Below are 19866 nucleotides of genomic sequence, written 5' to 3'. Positions count from 1 at the left end.
GGAACACTTTTTACACAAGCCTGTAGCATTTTTCATCCTGCCAGTCTTTGCACTGGCAAATACATGTATACTCATAGACAGCAACTGGACGGCTTCACTCACGAATACAAACAGCATAGGCATTTTCCTGGGACTGGTTGTAGGGAAACCACTGGGCATAACATTGTTCAGTGCCCTTGCTGTCTGGGTAGGGATATGTACTTTTCCTAAAGAGCTTAAATGGGTGCAGATCATGGGCGTGGCCTGTCTTGGCGGAATTGGGTTTACCATGTCGATCTTCATTACACTACTGGCATTTGACGATCATGCAACTATTTCAGGTGCTAAGATTGCCATTATGATCTCATCTTTAGTAGCAGCACTTATAGGATTGGTCTGGTTGAAAATGACCCTGAAAGAACCAGTTGCAGAGACTCCGGAAGAAAGAATACAGCTGTAGGTACTGTAATTTCACACAGTTTTTTCTAATTCGGACAGAATTTCCTATTTTAGAACGCTGAAAAGCAAAAGTTATAACAAAGTGCTTGACAGAAGCATTCGAAAGTTTTTAAAGTAAACGAATAAAAAATGATTTTAGGAATTGACGTTGGTGGTACTTCGGTAAAATTTGGCTTGGTAACTCCTGAAGGAGAAATTAAAAATGCAACCCGTTTTATGACCGCTGATTGGGTAAACGGTATTGGTTTCGTTGAATCAATGAAAAAAGAAATCGGCGAGTATCTGAAAAAATATCCAATTGTAAAAGGTGTTGGTATCGGCTGGCCGGGCTTACTTTCACTGGACAGAACGAAGGTTGTTTTATTACCGAATATCCCATCTATCGTAAATGTTCCGATTGTAGAGATCCTGCGTTCTGAGTTTCCGCATATTCATTTCAAAATTGAAAACGATGCGAAGTGTGCTGCCTTGGGCGAATTCTATTTTGGCTCAAACAAACGCATGCAGACCTTTGTATTGCTTGCTTTAGGTACAGGAGTCGGTTCGGGTGTTATGATGAACGGGAAGCTGTTCATTGGCGGCCGTGGTAATGGTACAGAAGTGGGACACATGCTTACTACAAGAGGTAAGTCTTTGGAAAACCAGGTTGGTATCAGTCACCTGATTGCTTATACAAAAGAACAACTGGCATTGGATACTGCTAAGAAAAGCAGTTTACATAAAGAAGCGGAACTGTCTCCGAAAGTAATTGCAGACCACGCCGGACAAGGTGATGCATTGGCAATTGCAGTATGGGCAGAAATAGGTACCATCATCGGTGAAAGCATTGTAAATATTGTACGGGTAATGGATATCAATAACATTCTGTTGGGCGGTGGAATTTCTGGTGCGTTTGATTACTTTGTCCCGAATCTGAAAAAAGCCATGCTGGCACATTTACCGGCATATTATACAGATGATATGTATATCGGTAAAGCTACGTTAGAGAACGATGCAGGCTTGCTTGGTGCTGCCGGTCTGATCATGGAAGCGATCTGATGTGTTGCCAGATATTAGTTGCCAGGTACTAGACTAAAAAAAATTAAGTCACAATAAAAATAAAAATTGCCCGTTCTGAGTTAAACCGGAACGGGCATTTTCTTTAACATTCTAAATGTTACTATTTGTCTGGTATCTAGTAACTGCCTTATTTCATTTCAAATACCCCGTTCTCCAGGCGCATATCTTCACTCACTTCGCCCAGGTATTCATAAATCCAGCATTCCATATCATCAATATGAATCCGTTTACGTATATAGTCAGATGTAATGGGAGCACGGTGTTTTAATTTGATTGCGTATTCATCCTGGGCAATGGCGTCTTCATACTGGTCTATGGTTTCCAGCAGCACAGGAGAATTGATGCGGTAGATCTCACCGAAAACCAGGTTATCACCGCCAAGCCTCAGGGCAGGATACCAGTCGACCAGGTACAGATCTCCTCTGACAACCGCATGCGAAAGCCATTCCGTGCTTGCATGGAAAAGTGTTGTAAAGGTATTGAGGTCCTTATACGCTCTTTTAAGGGTGCCGTAAACAAAAATGTACATGAATAAATGTACAGAAAAATTTAAATGTTCAAAATAAATGGCAGAATATCCTGATGTTATTATTTGTCAGCATTACTTTTTTTGCGAAGCCGGTAAATATTGATAATGGCTTTGTGAAGTGAACCCCGGGCGGTTAATATGGCGGCTTTGTTGCGTCGAATTTTTAAACGAGGCTCTTACCATTTTACTATTATTCAGGAGTTCTTCAGCTTCGTTTTTGTTGAAATCATTATTTATCAGTAATTGGCATGTTTTTTCACAGTCATCCAGATACTCTAAATAAAACTGGCAAACAGCCAGGTTCCATAAATGCGCATAAAGTAGTTTCTTGTAATGCTTTGCTGAACTGTTTGTGGGAATATTTTCTGACCAGTATGCTAAAATAGGTTCCATTTGTCTTCTGGCTTCATCAAGTGGTATGTTATATTTAATATTCTGTAATACAATAACGGACTCCATTACTGAATCATTAAACTTTTTATACTGGGTAGTATCCTTTTCATTAATGGTTAAAAGAAAAACTTTACTTGAGTCTATTGTAAAACAACAGGTGCTTTTCAGCAATTGAATTTTATTTTCCAATAATTGTATGTATGTACTATGTATACAGGACGGTATTCCGCCGGTTTTTGTATTTAATATCTGTTGGGCAAGTTCCCGGGTAGTCTGTGGCGTCGACTGATAAACAATCGGATCGGTGTTGCCCGCGAATACAGAGGTATATAGATCTGTTCCATAAGGGATCAATTTTATGGATAAGGTAGTAGGAATAATCGCTGCGCAGGTAGCAGTATATCTTTTGACTATAGTAGTGGTGCCATTTACATTTTTGATTGTTTCACTTTTTTCAAGAATATTCTGTTGCAGAACCTGGGCCTTTTCTATTTTAATGGAATAATTAAATTGGGCTACATCTTCTGTGTATTCATAGCCATCCAGCTGAAAAAAAGAATTGATAGTAGCAGGTTTTAATTTGAGATTATTGACAACTTCCTGATCAGTAAAAAAGTCTGTTGAATATTTATCGAAATAGGAGAGTGTAGATGTCGTTGGTAAAACAAGATACTCAACTGTAAATTTCTTTTTATCCAGATCAGCCTGCTGGGATTGTGCAGTAATGGCGTATAAAAAACAGGTGATTAAAAGGAAATACTTATGCATAACTATACTTTCGGTTGTCATAGAAGGATTTAAACTACGTTGTTCGTAGTTGCCTGGAACTGGTCACTTAATGAATTTAAATATTTTTCCAGAGTTAACAATGTATATTTGGCTTTTTCCTGTGTGTGTTGTTCTATTATCGTAAGCTGGTCCTGAAATTTGCCTTGAAGCAACATTGTAGAAATCTGCTCTAATCCTTCTGAAGTAATTTCATTAACTTTCCAAACAAACGGATAACCTGTTTCATGGATCATGTTAAAAACTTTTCCGCCGCTTAATATCTGGTCAATAGCGATTACAGGAATTCCATTACGGATAGAAAGCATTGCTCCATGAAAGCGTGTTGTAAGTATAATATCACAATCATTATAAAGCGATTCAATTTCTATGGGAGTTAATCCGGATGTTTCCAGGTGATTGTCAATAAAAATAATTCTCTTATTGAAGAAGTACCACAGTGATGAAAATAACGTCTTTTTTGCATTTTTAGTAATGAATTGAGCCAGTTCCAAGAGTATACTATTTGCCTGTTCCCATTTACAATTTTCCAGCCCGTATTCTGTCTGATTGTTTCGAAGAATCAAACCTACTTTAGGAATTTTTCTGATTTGCTTTTTGTGCTGAAGATTTTTTTTGGCAAGTATAGCAATATCTTCAAATGTTTTTTCGCCATGTTCCCGTGCCAAAACAAAATCAAAAGGATTGTAATAGTTGAAATGATCTTTAGGAAATAAACTTACGCCAACACCAATTTTCGTAATGGTCTCAAACCGGGAAAATAATTTATTCAGGTTCTCATGTACTTTTAAAATCGGGCCACAACAAAATATAATTACAGTATATTCCTTGTCATTGATCGCATCAAGAGAAACAATGTTTCCTTTTAGACCGTCGAAATGTTTATAGCATGCACAATCAAAGTCATACTTTTTTTTATCTAAAAAATGTGTTAATGATTTTACTGCCAGATAATCTCCAATTGTGCCATTGTTCTTAAATGAACCATACCATGTTACTAATATTTTCATTTTATCTGTTTGAATATTTCCATTTAACAAATACTCTATTACTGTTCCTCTAGTATCCCTGGTTTGATCGTATTTATAAGAGAGCTTAAATACTGGGGTATTTATTCTTTCGATCATTTTTTTTGTTTCGGGATCTATCGGATCAAAAAAAACTTTTTCGTAGGGAATAAAATAGTGCGGTAGATCTGCTGCTATTTTAGGAGTGGCATCGAATATTTTACGAACCTCATCATTGGTTTGGTATATATAATTGAACAAATGATGAAACCAGAAATAATTATCCGTTGATTTTTTGTTTTTCCAGAAGGCTATAATTTCCAGATACAGTTGATCTATTATATAATTATTTTTTTGGGCTGCTAAAAACCAGGAAGATATCATCCTGCCTGGACTAGGATTGGAAAAAGCAAAAAAGCCTTTTTCTATATAATTGCCAAGCCAACTATTTAATGATTGAGTGCATAAAAGTGTACTGTCTACCCATACACCTCCGTATGTTTTCAAAAGAACTGTTCGTATTATATCACTCAAGCCCGTAAGGCTTACATTCTTTTCGAATATTCCAGGAACCACCGATTCTAGGTTTATAAAATCAGATAAGTTGGAATCAGATAAAACCTGAACCGTCCAGTCTGGGTTTTTCTGTTGCCATGAGCTAAGGCATCTGATTGAGATCTGTGGAGCCTTTTCCCAGCCTTGATGCCAGTATATCCATATCGTTTTATTTATATGATCCATGAAATAGAGAGTCGGAATTTACTAAAAAAAATATGGCAGATAAAAGTAAGTATTTGTTCATAGATGATGGAACAGTAATTTTGGTATGGTTGGAAGAGTAAGTTATGAAATGAAAGTAATAAGTTCCATGTTTTTTAAGTTCTAAGAGATTTTAAGTTTTAAAATTCTCAGGACATTTTACTTAAAACCCAGGACTTTATTCTCCAATCCGGAACCGCTTGCTCATGCCATCCCATTGGTTGCGGATGCGCCATTCTGCAGGGAAGTAGTTGTTAAAGCGATTTGGTAACGCTTTAATCCAGCCCAACGGAACTCCATTGTAGCACATGATATTCCAGCCGCTGGATTCCTGTGTCAGAGTAAATTCTTCCTTGCTTAAATATTTGATCGCTTCATCATATGTCAGATCAATACAGGTAAATAATTCTCTATTCAAATGGATGGAGAGTGCTGCAGCCATATCAGGTAAAAAGTCTTTGCTCTTCACAATACCCAACGGTGTGCCGGCACGGTAGATCTTCAAACACATGCTGATTTGTTCAAGCGCATCTTTGAATGTCTGTGAAAAGCAGCGGAATTCTTCTTTATGCAAGAATACGTAGGAATTTTCCTTGGTTAAAATATTTTTGGCTATATCTGGAATGGCTTGTTTTTGCTGGACTTTACGATCCTTGCTCCATTTTTCACGCTTGCCTGTATGGTTGGTCCATTCAGCGGTTTCCGGTTTACGGATCACACTTGCAAAGAAGCCTTCGCCGTTAACTTTATGCGGATAGAAGCGATAAAAAGGAATGCCGCTTTCCATACTGGTTTCAACCCCTTCGAAGGCCGGTATGTTCAATTCAATGCCTTCAGCCTGGTATTCCTGCTGCATCCATCGCATATTGTGTTCATTCTCTTCGCGGTTGAAGGTACAGGTTGAATAAATCAGGATGCCCCCTGGTTTTAACGCCTGCCAGATATCACTTAAAATACGTTTCTGTCTGCTGCAGCAAAGTTCTACATGCGCTTCGTCCCATTCGCTGATGGCTGCAGGATCTTTGCGGAACATACCTTCGCCGGAGCAGGGAGCATCTACCACAATGATGTCGAAGAAGGTTCCCAGGCGATCAAAGTCGGCCGGATCATTGTGTGTTACGATCACATTGTTGTAACCCCACTTCAATAAATTTTCATCTAAAATATTTACCCGTGTTTTGATCACCTCATTGCTTACAAGCAAATGCTTTTCATTCAGCACATCACAGATAAGCGTGGATTTACCGCCGGGGGCAGCGCAAAGGTCAAGTATGGTGAGTTCTTCTTTGTCTTGAATAACGGCCTCCAGCAGCTGTGCGAGAAACATGGAGCTTGCTTCCTGTACGTAATAGGTGCCGGCATGAAAGAGCGGATCGTAGGTTACGGTTGCATCTTCATTCAGCCAGTAGCCGTGTTTGTACCAGGGTACCTGTTTTAAACCCAAAGACTGGTTCCATTTATGCGGATGCAGGCGGATGCTGCGTTTGGAAGGGCGCAACAGAGCTGTTTCGAATTGAGCATAGTCATTACCCAGAAGACCTTCCATTTGTGTGACGAAGGCTTGAGGTAATTTTATATCCGCCATGGCTGATTAATCAAATAAGGAAAAGGATTCTCCCGGATAAATCTTGGGAGCGGGCTGTATACACTCAGGTGTATCGTTGGCTGCGGAGTTCACGGATTTATGTGCCTTGTAAGACGACATCAGTTGTGCATCAAAAGGTTTGAGCAGGCTGTTGATCTGGCTGTCTGTAATGCTTTCAGAGATCCACAAACGTTCCAGGTCCTTGCGCAGAATTACCGGCATACGTTCATGCACATCGCTTACCAGCCTGTTAGCTTCTGTCGTAATAATGGTTACTGTATTTAACACCGCTCCGGTCTCCTGGTTTTCCCAGGAATCCCAAAGGCCCGCAAAGCAGAAAAGATCGTCGTTGTTTAATGTAAAGCGGAACGGAACTTTCGCTTTACCTTCTTTTTTCCATTCGTAAAAGCCATCTGCCGGAATAATGCAACGTTGATCTTTTACGCAATGTTTGAAAGGGATTTTGGAGGTGATGGTTTCGCCGCGTGCATTGATCATGTTCGCTGCCGTTGAGGTATCCAGCGACCAGCTTGGTACCAGCCCCCAGCGCATGAAACTGATTTCATTTGGCTTTTTGCTCGTGATAACGGGCAATTGCTGCAGAGGAGCGACATTGTATCTTGGCTTAAAATCAGCCGGTGCACCAACATTGAACCGCTTTGCGATTTTTTCTTTACTTTTTGCTATTGAAAAACGACCACACATAGTACCTGCAAGTTAGATATATTGTTGAACAAATTCAACGCATCTGTCTTCTGACCAATAAAACCCTGTATTATTAAATTGTGCAAAGCCGCAATGGCCTCCGTGTTTGGGAATTTCCAGGCTGAAATGAGGCATTTTTTTCGCTTCTTCGATGGGGTAGCACTCCGGTGTCAGAAACGGGTCATTGGCAGCAGTGACCAGCAGAGTGGGCAGCTTAATTTTTGAAATGTAATACCGGCTGCTGTTGAGGCGCCAATACTCCCGGGCATTGGTAAAGCCATGCAGGGGTGCTGTATACATTTCATCGAATAGGTCGAAGGTGCGCATGCCCGATAAGGGTTCAGGATCAAGTGTCGGGTAGCGCATTGCTTTTTCCCGTACCTTCCGTTTCAGTGATTGCATGAACCGGTTCATGTAAACGGCGCTTTCCCATTTGGCCAGATGCGCGGCACCTGCTGTCAGGTCTGTGGGAACAGAAAAGGTAATGGCACAAACCAGGCGCGAATCCAGATCATTTTCCTGTTCGCCTAAATACTTCAATGTAATATTTCCGCCCACACTGAAGCCAACCAAAACCAAATGTTGATAAGATTTTGGGAAAACGGCCAGGTTGAGCATGGTCCGTAAATCCTGCGTGTCTCCGCTGTGGTAGAAACGCATCAGGCGATTGGGCGTGTCGCTGCAGCCCCGGTAATTCCAAACAAGTACATCATAGCCTTCCGTAAACAGGCGTTTAGCCATCCAACGGGCATATTGGCTTTTGGAACTTCCTTCCAGACCATGGGAAAGAATCATCAAAGAAGGTGATCCTTGTCTGTACCAATCGAGGTCAAGAAAATCGCCGTCAGGCAATTCAAGTCGTTCCGTTTCTGTTACAAGCTGAGCCTCAGGTCTGAATAAAGCCGGGTAAATGGTTTCCAGATGCTTGCCGGCAAGGAATAAAGGACGTTTGTATGTGGATTGAATGAGAGGCAAGGGATTTACTGCTTTTTTACTTTATAAAGTAAGAGAATTGTGCCATATTTGTCGTTATTTCAAAGATAATTAAAAAATATGTCAACTGTTTTACGTCTGGCAATCCAGAAGTCGGGAAGATTGAGTGAAGAATCAATCAAATTAATCAAAGAATGTGGTATCGAATTCAGCAGCGGTGGTGGCACCCTGAAATCAGTTGCATATAATTTCCCTTTAGAGGTTTTATTTTTAAGAGATGATGATATTCCCGGTTATGTTGCCGACGGAGTAGCAGATATTGGTATTGTTGGTGAAAACGTTGCGGTTGAGACACGCAAGAAAATGGATACCGTACGTCAGCTGGGTTTCTCTAAGTGTCGTTTGTCTATTGGAGTTCCGAAGGCAATGGATTTCGTGGGCAAAGAAAGCCTGAACGGTATGCGCATTGCTACTTCGTATCCGAATATTCTATCGGATTACCTGTTTGAAAACAATATCAAGGCAAGTATCCATGAGATCAGCGGTTCGGTTGAAATTGCACCGGGTATTGGTCTGGCAGATGCGATCTGTGATATTGTAAGCTCAGGAAGTACATTGATCAGCAACGGTCTGAAGGAAACAGAAGTAGTGTTCCGTTCCGAAGCGATCTTAACGGCGTGTCCGCAGTTGAGTGCTGAAAAGAAAGTGATCCTGGATGAATTGATGTTCCGTATCTCGGCCGTTAAAAATGCGGAGAAGACAAAATACATCATGCTGAATGTTCCGGATCACGCGATTAAAAAGGTTACAGAATTGTTGCCGGGCGTGAAGAGTCCAACAGTAATGCCATTAGCAGAAAAAGGCTGGAGCTCGCTGCATTCTGTGGTGAAGGAAAGTGATTTCTGGGAGATCTTAAGCAAACTGAAAGAGGCAGGCGCAGAAGGCATTCTGGTGCTGCCGATTGAGAAGATAGTTAAGTAGTGGTCAGTTGTCAGTAGACAGTGGTCAGGAACAAGTGTAAAGTTTAGAGTGTAAAGTGTAAATCGTTTCTTAGTTACGGTTTACACTTTACTGTTTAAAAGAGCTCTGGCGCAAGTCTTAGCGCAGCGGGACTGGCGCCAGATAAATAAATAGAGAACCAATTATCAGAAATTTTTGTACTTAGTACTCAGTACTCTGTACTCTATACTAAATATGATCGTCTACAAATACCCCGCACAAAAAGATTGGAGCAGCCTGCTCAAACGTCCTGTCATGGAGGCAGTGGAGCTGGAAGGAAGAGTGCTTGCTATTCTGAAAGAAGTGCAGGAACGCGGAGATGCAGCATTGATTGATTTTGCCCTGAAGTTCGATGGTGCAGCACCAAAGTCTTTACTGGCTACGGATGCAGAGATTGCAGAAGCGCAGACATTGGTTTCGGAAGAATTGAAAGCAGCGATTCAGGTTGCAAAAAATAATATTGAAAAATTCCATACGGCACAAAAAGAAGCGGAGATCCGTGTAGAGACAATGCCGGGCGTGAATTGCTGGCGAAAAAGCTTACCGATTGAAAAAGTAGGTTTGTACATTCCGGGCGGAACGGCTCCCTTGTTCTCAACAATCCTGATGTTGGGTGTACCCGCAGGCATTGCAGGCTGCAAGCAACTGGTGTTGTGCACGCCACCGAATAAAGAAGGTAAGATTCACCCCGCGATTTTATATACGGCAAATTTACTGGGCATTAAAACCATTGTAAAAGCAGGCGGCGCGCAAGGCATTGCAGCCATGGCTTTTGGTACGGCTTCTGTGCCTAAGGTGTATAAGATCTTTGGCCCGGGAAACCAGTATGTAACAACTGCCAAGCAATTGGTAACGAAGTATGGTGTGGCAATTGATATGCCGGCTGGTCCATCTGAAGTTGCAGTGATTGCCGATAAACAGGCAAATGCAGCTTTCGTAGCCGCTGATTTATTGTCGCAGGCAGAGCACGGCGCCGATAGCCAGGTGGTACTGGTGAGTGATAGCGAAGACCTGATCAACCGTGTGGATGCAGAAGTAGCAGCGCAACTGGCGAAGCTTTCGCGCAAAGAACTTGCTGCAAAAGCCTTGGATAACAGCAAAGCATTTTTAGTTAAAGATATGAATGAAGCCATGGAGATGATCAACCTCTATGCGCCGGAACACTTGATTTTACAGACTGAAAATGTAGATGCTTTACTACCCCTTGTCGTAAATGCAGGTTCTGTGTTCATCGGCCCGTATACACCGGAGTCTGCCGGTGACTATGCTTCAGGTACCAACCACACATTGCCGACAAACGGTTATGCAACCGCGTATGCAGGTGTTTCGCTGGATTCGTTTATCCGTAAGGTTACTTTCCAGAAGATTACCAAAGAAGGATTGCAACAGATTGGTCCGGTGATTGAAACCATGGCGGCCGCTGAGATGTTGGATGCGCATAAGAATGCAGTGACGGTACGTCTAAAAGAAATAACAAATTCCAAATAACAAATTCCAAACAGCTGGAAGATTGCAAAAAGCTCAATGCCTAATGCTTAAAACTGAATATAGTATTAAAGAGGCGCGATTTATTGCGCCTCTTATTATTTTATAGAATAATTTTCTCTGGCGCCAGCCTTTGGCGCAAGTCTTAGCGAAGCGGTTCGCCGCGGCGAATTGTGCCTTTATTTTTTGCAGTCTTAGACTGCTTTTTAATTTAGCCTACAAAATATTTTTGTCTCAAACATCCCTGCATTCTGTCGCTATTTCCCTGTATAAATATTAACCGGATTGTCTATTTTTATACAAATATTCATCAGCACAGATATGACACACGAACAACTTTTAACAGCATTTGCAGAGATTACAGATGAGCTTATGCATTTGCTGCAACCATTGTCGGAAGAACAATTAAATACCGTTCCTTTTGAAGGCAGCTGGACAGCCGGGCAACTGGGCGATCATTTATTTAAATCCTATGGTATTGCTGCTGTTCTGAATGGTAAGACGGAACCTACAACACGTCCGGTAGAAGAGAAGATTGTTCCTGTAAAAGCTGCCTTTTTAAATTTTGAGGTAAAAATGAAATCACCAGATTTTATTGTACCGAGCACCGGGCATTTTGATAAAACCATTTTGTTAAGCGGACTAACAAAACGTATTGACGGAATTAAAGATTTTATAAATAAAAAAGAAGACCTGACTCCAACATGCCTGGATTTTGAATTACCGCGCATGGGTACGCTTACCCGCACAGAATGGATTCAGTTTATGACCGTTCATACGGTGCGCCATGTACATCAGCTGAAGCGGATTGTGGCAGCGTTATAGTAGAGAGGATATAGATTCGGATAAAATTCCAAATACCAAAAAACAAATTTCAAACGGCTGGAAAATATTTTATATTTAGTCTTGAGTTTCTATTTAAGACTAAATGAAAACTATCCTGCTAAAGGTTCAACAATATTTGAACACGGAAAATAGAAAAAAGAACCTTCTTGTTATTTTTCTACTTTCATTAACAGCCATTGCTATATGGCTGGGAGAGATCTTATTGATTAAAGGGTGGCATGGCCTTAGCTGGCTGCACGGAACCTTGTATGCACCTTTTGTTGTGACAGGCTTTGTTGTGGCGGCTTTTATGACCCCTTTTGTTATGGGTGGAAGTTTACCAACAACAAGAGGTGTTATAGCTTTTATACTTTTATATACTGCCGGCATCTTCTGTTACATAGCAGGGGCAATATGGATAACATTGCCATACCGGATGTTCTTTACAAATATCTATCTGTTTGCTCTGCTGGGTTTCTTACTTTTACTTTTTTTTACTGCGTGTTATTGGTTGATTACACAAACATGTATGGTGAAAATAAAAAAGATGCATTTTGTTTATCTATTCCTGTTGGGTCTGGCTGTGCTTCCCTTGAGTATGCTGAGTATCTGGATCTGTCCGGGTTTTGGAACTGGTGATAGAGAGGTGGATGCTGTAAAAATGGGTTATCCGGTTTTCTGGATGGCCATGATGATGGGGATTGCGGGACTGTTAATGCAGAGTGATAATTATAAATTATGAATTATAAATTATGAATGGTCCGAACCGAATCAACGGAAAATTATTTGGAAAGTATATAGTTCTTTTGATTGTTCTAATCAGTAGCTTGTCCGGAATGGCGCAGACAGCTGTTTTACGGCAGGTACAGCTGACAGTTTCGTCCACGGATCTGAGCGAGGATATGAGTCTGAGCTCTACAAAGAATGATGAACTGCTGTTGCTGATTTACAAAGTAGAAAATGATTCTGCTGTATTAAAAGAATTGGTCTATGATACCGCATTTGTCTTTGATAAGGATCATAAGGTGATACAGCTTGAATGGCTGGGACAGGAGAATAGCAAATACCTGTATTTTCTGCTTGAAATGGATTCTGATAAGACCTCGGTACAGCTTGATCCGGCTTTGAGGGTATATTATAAAGAAGTGCTGGCAGCGTTTAATAAACGTGATTATACAGGTATAGAGAAGTATTTAGGGGACGAAGACGTGCTCGTAGCTAATTATTTTACAATTCCATATGAACATGTTTATAAAGGCGTTTATAAAGCCGATAAATATCACTATTCGCTTAGTTTCATCTGGAAAAAATAAATTTTGTTAAACTGAAGAAGTGTGGTAAATTTCTTCCATATTCATTTAAAATCTTTGAATTTAATATACCATGAAACAGCTGTTAGCCCCAATCATTGCTTTTATTCTTTTTTCCTGCTCTTCCGATAACATCAAAGATGGTATCAATAAAGCCGGTAATGTAGCCGGACAAACGGCTGGCGAGTTTATCGAAGGCGCATCCAAAGGCGTCGTGAAAGCATTTGATGTAAAAGTTAACCTGCCTGAAGGATTAAAAAGCAAAGGACTTGAGTTCGGTAAAACCTATATCACCAGCGATAGTCTGGGTACTGACAATTTACTGATGGTATATGTGATCTTCAATAAAGATTATTCAGATACTTTGAAAGCAAAAGTATTTGATGATAAGCAACTGGAGATGGGGCGTATTGCCGTACCAGTAAGCGGTAAAAAAGATGAAGCGAAATTCGTTGAGTTTCATTTTGACAAACGCACGAATATTGATAGCAAGAATGTCTTGACCGTGGAATGAAATTAATTATGAATTATAAATTATGAGTTATGAATTACTCAGGAATTACATTCATAATTTATAACCCATAAATCATCACTATGAAAAATACTTTTTCAGCCACGATCGAACTGATCGGTATCAATCCGTATGTATACTTGCCCGAGCCTGTGTTGAATGGAATTTTTAAACAAGCGGGAAAAGATAAAGGAAAGATTCCGGTGAAGATGACCATTGACGGGCATGCTTTTACTCAGACGTTGATTAAATACAGCGGAGCGTGGCGCCTGTACCTGAATACACCAATGCGAAAGGCTTCCGGTAAAGAAGTAGGAGATACGGCGGTTTTTGAGGTACACTATGATGATGCACCACGGGAAATTGCCATGCATCCTAAATTAAAAGTCGCGCTTACTAAAAATAAAGCAGCAAAGCATGTGTACGATCAGCTGCGGCCGTCATTGCAGCTGGAGATTGTACGATATATCTCGCATCTTAAAACCGAAGCAAGCATTGAACGCAATGTGGTACGCGCCATCAATTTTTTACTCGGCAAGGAACGTTTTATCGGTCGTGATAAACCGTAAGTCAAATCCAACTTGTCAACTACCGAACCACCTGAATAAATCCTCGGAGTGTTCTGCCTTGTCCGTCTTCTTCATTGAAAACAAATATGTAAACGCCTGCTTCCACGTCTTCGCCTTTTTTATTTTTAGCGGCCCAGTCGTTTTGATAGTTATTGGTTTCGTAAATGATATTTCCTGCTTCGTCCTGAATGGATATGTGATTGTTTTTATTAATATCTGTATAAGCAATAAACAAGACATCATTTTGGCCATCTAAGTTTGGTGTCATTACTTCGTTGGCTTTCAAATCCGGAAGGTCTTGCAAATTCAAAATTTCAATTGTTACATACGTAATGTTTGAAACAACGCCGGAAGAATCAGTTACAGTGTATCCAATCCGGGCAGTTCCTGTTAATCCTTTTGCAGGATGTACCGTTAATACGCCGGTCTGCTGATCCAGCTCAAAGGTTCCTACCGGTGGCGAATAGAAAATATCCTGGTTGCCCGGATTGATAATATCAATATCTGTAAGATTAATACTCAAATGACTGGTAACCCCATAATCATTTTTTAATAAGTTGATGGTACCATCTCCCAAAACCCCGCCACTCCGATATAAGATAAGCGTGTCAGCAACTGCAGTTGGAGGAACAGCGGCATCGTATACGGTAAATGAAAAGGTTGTATCAAGTCTGGAATAATTTCCCGTTGCTGCGAGATTAAAGGAAACGTCAAAAGAACCTGGTGCAATTCCATGAATGATACCTGTTGTGTTATCGACTGTTGCAACCGTTGTTCCGCTTGACTGGAAGTACGTCACACTGGCACCTGTTTCGGAAGTATATCCTTGTGGTAATTTATAATCAAATAAAACACTGTCATTTTTAATGACTCCGCGAACGGTATAAAGTGTAACGACAGGATGTGCTTTTGTAACAAAAATATTGATGGTATCTGTGGCATCTTTGTATTGAGCTGAAATAATTTGATGCGCTACAACGGAAAATACATTTCCCGGAGGAACACAGGAGATAGTAACCAGACCGCTATTGGGATCTACAAGTGCACAGGTAGACGTAGCAGGGCTAATTGAATACGTGATAGGTACACTACTTTTGCTTACGGCTTTTACCGAGAATGGGGCATTTCCGTATGTGGTACTGACAGACTGTTGGGTGAATTGTAAATTTGGATTCGTAAGATCTAAAATCAATAAATTGATTGGCTGACTTGTTACTGTACATGCGCCATCATTCGAAGTAATGATTACAGGGAAAGTGCCGCTGGTAAGTGTAGAGCCGCTGATCTTATTGCTTCCATCGTTGGGGATCGTTAGTCCGCTTGGCAAGCCGGATGCTGTAAATACAGGAGCAAATCCAAAGCTTGTTGAAAATGCAGTAGTTTGGGAATAGGCTGTATTCACTTTCCCATTATTTAGAACCGTTGGAGAGATGACAGGAAGCTGAACAACTACAGCATTGCCGGATGTAGTTCCTTTCACCGTTAATCCGGCTGTACATTTTTGATTGATTACGCCATTATTTATCAGGTTCCCGTTGACAGTAACACTGGCTGTACCTGCCAGGGTGAAGGTACTTCCTGCATTAACTGTGAGATTGTAGGCAGCAAATGTTTCAGCAGCAGTTGTTGTGTAATTCGCATCAAGGATTGCATCTGTAGTAGCATTCGGAGCACCATTACTCCATGTTGTTCCATTCCAGGTAGTCGAATTGGTTGATATGGCGAACGTATATGGAAGCGTTACGGAGCATGCACCTTGTGCCGCTTTAATATTGAATGTATAACTGTTTGAGTTTTGCGGAGTACCGCTAAACAAACCGCCCGCAGATAAAGACAAGCCGGGAGGGGATGCGCCAATAAGTGACCATGTTGGGCTTGTCATTACCGTAACACTGAATGATTGAGAGTAAGCAACACCTAAAGTACCCGGTGAGAGTGCCGCCGGTGTAACAGCAGGCACCTGCACAGTTACAGGAATGCTGTATGTACTACCTGTGCAGGCATTGAGTGTTGGAGTTACCACATAGGTAACAACACCATTGCCGACCAAGGTTTGACTGATGGTATTTCCTGAGCCGTTTGAATAGCCTGTCGGCGTTCCGCTTGCTGTCCAGGTAAAGGTAGCTCCGGTAGGAGCAGAGGTTAAAGCGATTGTCGTACTTGTACCGGAACATATGGTTGTAGTGGCAACCGGCGTTACGGCAGGTAATGGTTTGAATGTAATGATCAGGTTGTCTGATACTGCAGAACAGGAACCGCTGCCTGTAGTTGTTGCGGTAAGCGTTACTGTTCCCGCACTTTTATCTGCTGCACTGGGAACATAGTTTGTATTGGCAGAAGTTGTTGATGTAAATGTTCCTGTACCCGAACTGCTCCAGATCATTCCTGTCGCATTCGCAAAAGTAGCTGTCAATGTTACCCCCGAAGCGTTGGCACAGACTGCCTGGTCCAGCCCTGCATTCATGGTTGGTTTAGGTGTTACGGTTTGCATAATGGTTCCGGCTGTTCCGGTACAACCGCTTAATGTTGGTATTACAGAATAAGTAACGGTTGTTGCTGTGCTGTTCGTGCTTGTCAGGGTTTCAGCAATGGTACTTGTTGCTCCGCTGCCTGTATTGGGCGTAATGCCGGTAACGGCACTTCTGCTCCAGGTAAAGGTTGCTCCGGCAGGTGTGGAGCTTAATGCAATGGAAGTGGAGCTTCCCGTACAGATAGCAGCAGGAGTGGCAGCAGTAAGAACAGGTAGCGGGTTCACAACCTGGCTGATGCTTGCTGTATTTCCGGTACAGCCGTTGGCTGTGGGAGTTACCGTATACGTTACCGTTGTAGCTGTCGTATTGGAGCTGGTCAGTGTTTCAGTGATTGTACTTGTTGTTCCGCTTCCCGTATTGGGTGTAATTCCTGCAACAGCACTTCTTGTCCAGGTAAAGGTTGCACCAGTAGGAGTAGAAGTTAAAGCGATTGCAGTAGTTGAACCGGAGCATATGGGTGATGGCGTTGTAAATGTTACCGTAGGTAAAGGTTTGAATGTAACTGTTAAGTTATTTGAAACGGCAGAGCAGGTTCCGGTACCGGTTGTAGTTGCTGTAAGTACTACAGATCCCGCACTTTTATCAGCTGCACTGGGAACATAGTTTGTATTGGCAGAAGTTGTTGAAGTAAATGATCCTGTTCCGGAGCTGCTCCAGACCATGCCACTTGCATTCGCAATTGTTGCTGATAATACTACATTGGCCACATTCGCACAGACGGTTTGATTGGGCCCTGCACTGATTGTTGGAGCGGGTGTTACAGACTGCGTGATTGTTCCGGCTGTTCCGGTACAACCGCTTAATGTTGGTATTACAGAATAAGTAACGGTTGTTGCTGTACTGTTTGTGCTTGTCAGGGTTTCAGCAATGGTACTTGTTGCTCCGCTGCCTGTATTCGGTGTAATTCCGGTAACGGCACTTCTGCTCCAGGTAAAGGTTGCTCCGGCAGGTGCGGAGCTTAATGCAATGGAAGTGGAGCTGCCTGAACAGATAGCAGCTGGTGCTGCTGCAACAACGGTTGGCAATGCATTGATGGTAAGGTTGACTCCATTGTCGGCACTACTTAAAACAGGATTGCTTGAACTGATCCGGATTCTATAGCCAGTTCCCGCTGGAGTAGCAGGTGGTATGGTTACCGTCTTGGGGCTTGTTGTTAAGCCGGTACCAAGGGGCGTGGGTGATGCAAAGCTGCCTGCTGCACTTGAAAGCTCAATGGTATACACATTTCCGGAATAAGCACTGCCTGTTAATGTGAAGGGAACACTGATCGTGGCGCCGGCACAGTAGGATGCAGGTGTGATGGATAATACCGTCATTCCCGGCCCTTCGAACGCACCCATCCATGGTGCAGTTGTACTGCGGGTAGTGCTTATTATATCCGTTGGAACCATTGCGATGTAAGTACCTTTACTCGCACCTGCAAAAGAAGCGCTGGTTACTCTTCCTGAAGCATCAATAGTAGCTGTACCACTTACCGAAGCTGCTGCAACTGTTGATTGCCAGGTTGCAATGGCATAATCTGTTCCTGTTTTTCTCGCTATATTAGCAGGAGTACTTGATTCCAGGTAATTATTATTTGTTGTAAATGTAGGGCCTGAAGGATAATTTTCTGCATAAAAAAATCCCGAACCACCGGTACGAATGTTTTGGAATATATTATTTTTTATCGTGAAGGTTCCTGCGGTGCTGTTGGATAGTATACAGGAAGAGCCAGCCGCACCGGTTTGTGTACCGGATAATTTTATGGTATTATGATAGGCTTGCCCGATTCCATAAGACGAAATATTTATTCCCGTTAAGCTGGTTGTAGTACTTCCTCCCGTATTATCCAAAAGAATAATATTGTTTACAATTGCCCAATTGGATGTATTGGTGTATTCAATACCAATTACTTTGGCAGATGTTGAACTTGACGCATTTGAAAGACCTATGATAAGATTTTTTTCTGTCGTTCCACCATTGTTTCCGCTGCAACCCAAATAAATCCCGGTATTGATAGTGGCGGCGGTTGTATTGGTAAATGCGATTGAAGAAATATAGCTTCCATAAACAGAATGTCCGGTCTTCGTATTGTCAATATAGATAGCACCATGTTCCACGGCTGAAGAAGTTGCACTGCTGATGTTTTGAATGGTATTTCCGCTGGCTGTAATGATGCTGCTCCCTCCCGAAATGCCTACACCGATAAACCCATTGCCTGTACCTGTTGAAGTTAAGGTGACTCCCTGAATGGTGTTGTCTGTTATGGAGGCCGGGCTTGAACCGTTTGTTAAAATGATGCCGCAAAAGGCGCTGCTTAATGTGGTGATACCATTTCCGGCAATCGTTATGTTACCTGTGGCTGTAGTTCCAATGGTATTTACATCCAGAAAAATATTACCCGGACAGGAAATATCAAACACATTTAATGCAGTACCGTTGCCTGTATTCGTTAGTGAAATCGTATTAATGGTATTGTTTACAAAATTTCCTGTAACAGCAGTACTCGAGCCGCCTGCATAATTGATGACACTTACCAATGCATTGCTTGCGGAAGTAATATTGCTGATTGTATTATCCGTACAAGTCATGTCTGTATTGCCGGAGCTCTTGATGATTGTAAGTGTGTTTATTGCAGCAGCGTTTGTTTGCTTGATACCCTGGATGATATTATTGGTTGCAGTGAAGGGGGCTGCAAACGTATTATTGATTACGTTTAATGCCGCAATGCCTGAATTAGTAATAGGAGCTGTTGTTGAGCCAATGGTATTGTTATCAATAATGGCACCTTTTGAGCTGCCATTGGTAATGGAAATGATATCTGAAACTTCTCCTGTTAAACCGGTATTTATATCAATACCTCCAATAGTATTATACGAAATGGTTTTACTGAATCCTGTTGTAAGGCTTGAAGAACTGTCGCGTATGGCACAAAAGCCGGCTGTACCGCCGGTGGCAGAAGGGTTATTGAATTTTATACTGCCCGAACTGGTTATACTGCCAATGGTATTGCCCAGACCAGAGCCACCTCCGCAGGTAAAGTCTCCATTTCCTCTTAAATAGATGGCTGTAAATGCATAAATGCTGCTGTAATTCGAACCGCTGAAACTTATATTCTGAATGGTGTTGTTTGTAATTGTATTGGCCCCGGAACTACTGAACGAAAAATAAATTCCTTTAAAAGTGGTATAAATACCTGAAGTCAGTGTATATAAAGATCCCCCGCACTTAGGCGCCTGTCCGCCCAGGTAATTCCCGCTGATCAGATAACCAGTACCGTTTCCGATAGAGATCATTTCCATCGGAGTTGTTAAGGTAAATGCTGCCGTTTGATAAAAGCTATTGTTTATAATGCTCCAGCCTGTATTTGCCGGGTTTGCAACCCATATACCTTTAGCATTAAATTATACAAAGTTGCAATTAATAATCGTGATGTTTAGGTTTATTCCATTTCATAAATCAT

The 19866-nt window shown here is 41.7% G+C and carries 16 protein-coding genes; 9 read left to right on the top strand and 7 right to left on the bottom strand.

The annotated features are described in order from the left end of the window. Positions 1 to 439 (top strand): Na+/H+ antiporter NhaA (locus ACTHJT_RS03300; RefSeq protein WP_440236352.1); only part of this gene is annotated, 439 nt, incomplete at its 5' end. A gap of 128 nt (positions 440 to 567) precedes the next feature. Beyond that, positions 568 to 1476 (top strand): ROK family protein, encoded by a 909-nt coding sequence (locus ACTHJT_RS03295; RefSeq protein WP_440236350.1) that lies wholly within the window; start codon positions 568 to 570, stop codon positions 1474 to 1476. Positions 1477 to 1624: 148 nt separating this feature from the next. On the opposite strand, the gene ACTHJT_RS03290 is transcribed toward ACTHJT_RS03295, so the two are convergent. The 6 genes from ACTHJT_RS03290 to ACTHJT_RS03265 all read right to left on the bottom strand — a co-directional run bounded on the left by ACTHJT_RS03290 (position 1625) and on the right by ACTHJT_RS03265 (position 8236). Next, complete coding sequence (locus tag ACTHJT_RS03290) at positions 1625 to 2026, bottom strand: gamma-glutamylcyclotransferase family protein (RefSeq protein WP_440236349.1); 402 nt, start codon at positions 2024 to 2026, stop codon at positions 1625 to 1627. 72 nt (positions 2027 to 2098) lie between these two features. Further along, positions 2099 to 3187 (bottom strand): hypothetical protein, encoded by a 1089-nt coding sequence (locus ACTHJT_RS03285; protein ID WP_440236347.1) that lies wholly within the window; start codon positions 3185 to 3187, stop codon positions 2099 to 2101. Between the two features lie 29 nt (positions 3188 to 3216). Next, complete coding sequence (locus ACTHJT_RS03280; RefSeq protein WP_440236345.1) at positions 3217 to 4953, bottom strand: capsular polysaccharide synthesis protein; 1737 nt, start codon at positions 4951 to 4953, stop codon at positions 3217 to 3219. A gap of 196 nt (positions 4954 to 5149) precedes the next feature. Next, a complete protein-coding gene (locus ACTHJT_RS03275) occupies positions 5150 to 6556 on the bottom strand; it encodes a methyltransferase RsmF C-terminal domain-like protein (protein ID WP_440236344.1) in 1407 nt (468 codons plus the stop codon). Positions 6557 to 6562: 6 nt separating this feature from the next. Then, complete coding sequence (locus ACTHJT_RS03270) at positions 6563 to 7261, bottom strand: SOS response-associated peptidase (RefSeq protein ID WP_440236343.1); 699 nt, start codon at positions 7259 to 7261, stop codon at positions 6563 to 6565. A gap of 12 nt (positions 7262 to 7273) precedes the next feature. Beyond that, the gene (locus ACTHJT_RS03265; RefSeq protein ID WP_440236341.1) at positions 7274 to 8236 is read right to left on the bottom strand and encodes a YheT family hydrolase; all 963 of its coding nucleotides are present in this window, start codon (positions 8234 to 8236) and stop codon (positions 7274 to 7276) included. A 78-nt stretch (positions 8237 to 8314) separates the two neighbouring features. Between ACTHJT_RS03265 and hisG the strand changes: the two genes are divergently transcribed. From hisG to ACTHJT_RS03230, 7 genes are all read left to right on the top strand, one after another. After that, entirely contained in the window at positions 8315 to 9175 is an 861-nt protein-coding gene (hisG, locus tag ACTHJT_RS03260; protein WP_440236339.1) for an ATP phosphoribosyltransferase, read from the top strand. Positions 9176 to 9388: 213 nt separating this feature from the next. Beyond that, on the top strand, positions 9389 to 10681 hold the full coding sequence (gene hisD, locus ACTHJT_RS03255) for a histidinol dehydrogenase (protein ID WP_440236338.1): 1293 nt from the start codon (positions 9389 to 9391) through the stop codon (positions 10679 to 10681). A gap of 318 nt (positions 10682 to 10999) precedes the next feature. Further along, positions 11000 to 11503 (top strand): DinB family protein, encoded by a 504-nt coding sequence (locus ACTHJT_RS03250; protein ID WP_440236337.1) that lies wholly within the window; start codon positions 11000 to 11002, stop codon positions 11501 to 11503. Between the two features lie 103 nt (positions 11504 to 11606). After that, positions 11607 to 12245 carry a hypothetical protein gene (locus ACTHJT_RS03245; RefSeq protein WP_440236336.1) on the top strand — a complete coding sequence of 213 codons (639 nt, stop codon included), beginning with the start codon at positions 11607 to 11609 and terminating at the stop codon, positions 12243 to 12245. A gap of 10 nt (positions 12246 to 12255) precedes the next feature. Continuing rightward, positions 12256 to 12816 (top strand): hypothetical protein, encoded by a 561-nt coding sequence (locus ACTHJT_RS03240; protein WP_440236335.1) that lies wholly within the window; start codon positions 12256 to 12258, stop codon positions 12814 to 12816. 70 nt (positions 12817 to 12886) lie between these two features. Beyond that, positions 12887 to 13327, top strand: a complete 441-nt coding sequence (locus ACTHJT_RS03235) for a hypothetical protein (protein WP_440236334.1) — start codon at positions 12887 to 12889, stop codon at positions 13325 to 13327. Between the two features lie 80 nt (positions 13328 to 13407). Then, positions 13408 to 13893, top strand: coding sequence for a DUF1905 domain-containing protein (locus ACTHJT_RS03230; RefSeq protein WP_440236333.1), 486 nt, complete (start codon positions 13408 to 13410; stop codon positions 13891 to 13893). A gap of 19 nt (positions 13894 to 13912) precedes the next feature. Here the strand turns inward: ACTHJT_RS03230 and ACTHJT_RS03225 are convergent, their stop codons facing one another. Further along, complete coding sequence (locus tag ACTHJT_RS03225; protein ID WP_440236332.1) at positions 13913 to 19699, bottom strand: PKD-like domain-containing protein; 5787 nt, start codon at positions 19697 to 19699, stop codon at positions 13913 to 13915. Between the last annotated feature and the right edge of the window lie 167 nt (positions 19700 to 19866).

Origin of the sequence: Cytophaga sp. (genome assembly GCF_051961495.1) — a bacterium.
Lineage (GTDB): Bacteria > Bacteroidota > Bacteroidia > Cytophagales > Cytophagaceae > Cytophaga.
The sequence above is the reverse complement of the archived record's forward strand: the minus strand, read 5'-3'. Positions and strand labels throughout refer to the sequence as shown.

What these genes read in the sequence shown, in the direction of transcription:
- ACTHJT_RS03295 (WP_440236350.1), top strand. Translation starts at nt 568, where the DNA reads ATGATTTTAGGAATTGACGTTGGTGGTACTTCGGTAAAATTTGGCTTG.
- ACTHJT_RS03290 (WP_440236349.1), bottom strand. Translation starts at nt 2,026, where the DNA reads ATGTACATTTTTGTTTACGGCACCCTTAAAAGAGCGTATAAGGACCTC.
- ACTHJT_RS03285 (WP_440236347.1), bottom strand. Translation starts at nt 3,187, where the DNA reads ATGCATAAGTATTTCCTTTTAATCACCTGTTTTTTATACGCCATTACT.
- ACTHJT_RS03280 (WP_440236345.1), bottom strand. Translation starts at nt 4,953, where the DNA reads ATGGATCATATAAATAAAACGATATGGATATACTGGCATCAAGGCTGG.
- ACTHJT_RS03275 (WP_440236344.1), bottom strand. Translation starts at nt 6,556, where the DNA reads ATGGCGGATATAAAATTACCTCAAGCCTTCGTCACACAAATGGAAGGT.
- ACTHJT_RS03270 (WP_440236343.1), bottom strand. Translation starts at nt 7,261, where the DNA reads ATGTGTGGTCGTTTTTCAATAGCAAAAAGTAAAGAAAAAATCGCAAAG.
- hisG (WP_440236339.1), top strand. Translation starts at nt 8,315, where the DNA reads ATGTCAACTGTTTTACGTCTGGCAATCCAGAAGTCGGGAAGATTGAGT.
- hisD (WP_440236338.1), top strand. Translation starts at nt 9,389, where the DNA reads ATGATCGTCTACAAATACCCCGCACAAAAAGATTGGAGCAGCCTGCTC.
- ACTHJT_RS03250 (WP_440236337.1), top strand. Translation starts at nt 11,000, where the DNA reads ATGACACACGAACAACTTTTAACAGCATTTGCAGAGATTACAGATGAG.
- ACTHJT_RS03245 (WP_440236336.1), top strand. Translation starts at nt 11,607, where the DNA reads ATGAAAACTATCCTGCTAAAGGTTCAACAATATTTGAACACGGAAAAT.
- ACTHJT_RS03240 (WP_440236335.1), top strand. Translation starts at nt 12,256, where the DNA reads ATGAATGGTCCGAACCGAATCAACGGAAAATTATTTGGAAAGTATATA.
- ACTHJT_RS03235 (WP_440236334.1), top strand. Translation starts at nt 12,887, where the DNA reads ATGAAACAGCTGTTAGCCCCAATCATTGCTTTTATTCTTTTTTCCTGC.
- ACTHJT_RS03230 (WP_440236333.1), top strand. Translation starts at nt 13,408, where the DNA reads ATGAAAAATACTTTTTCAGCCACGATCGAACTGATCGGTATCAATCCG.
- ACTHJT_RS03225 (WP_440236332.1), bottom strand. Translation starts at nt 19,699, where the DNA reads ATGATCTCTATCGGAAACGGTACTGGTTATCTGATCAGCGGGAATTAC.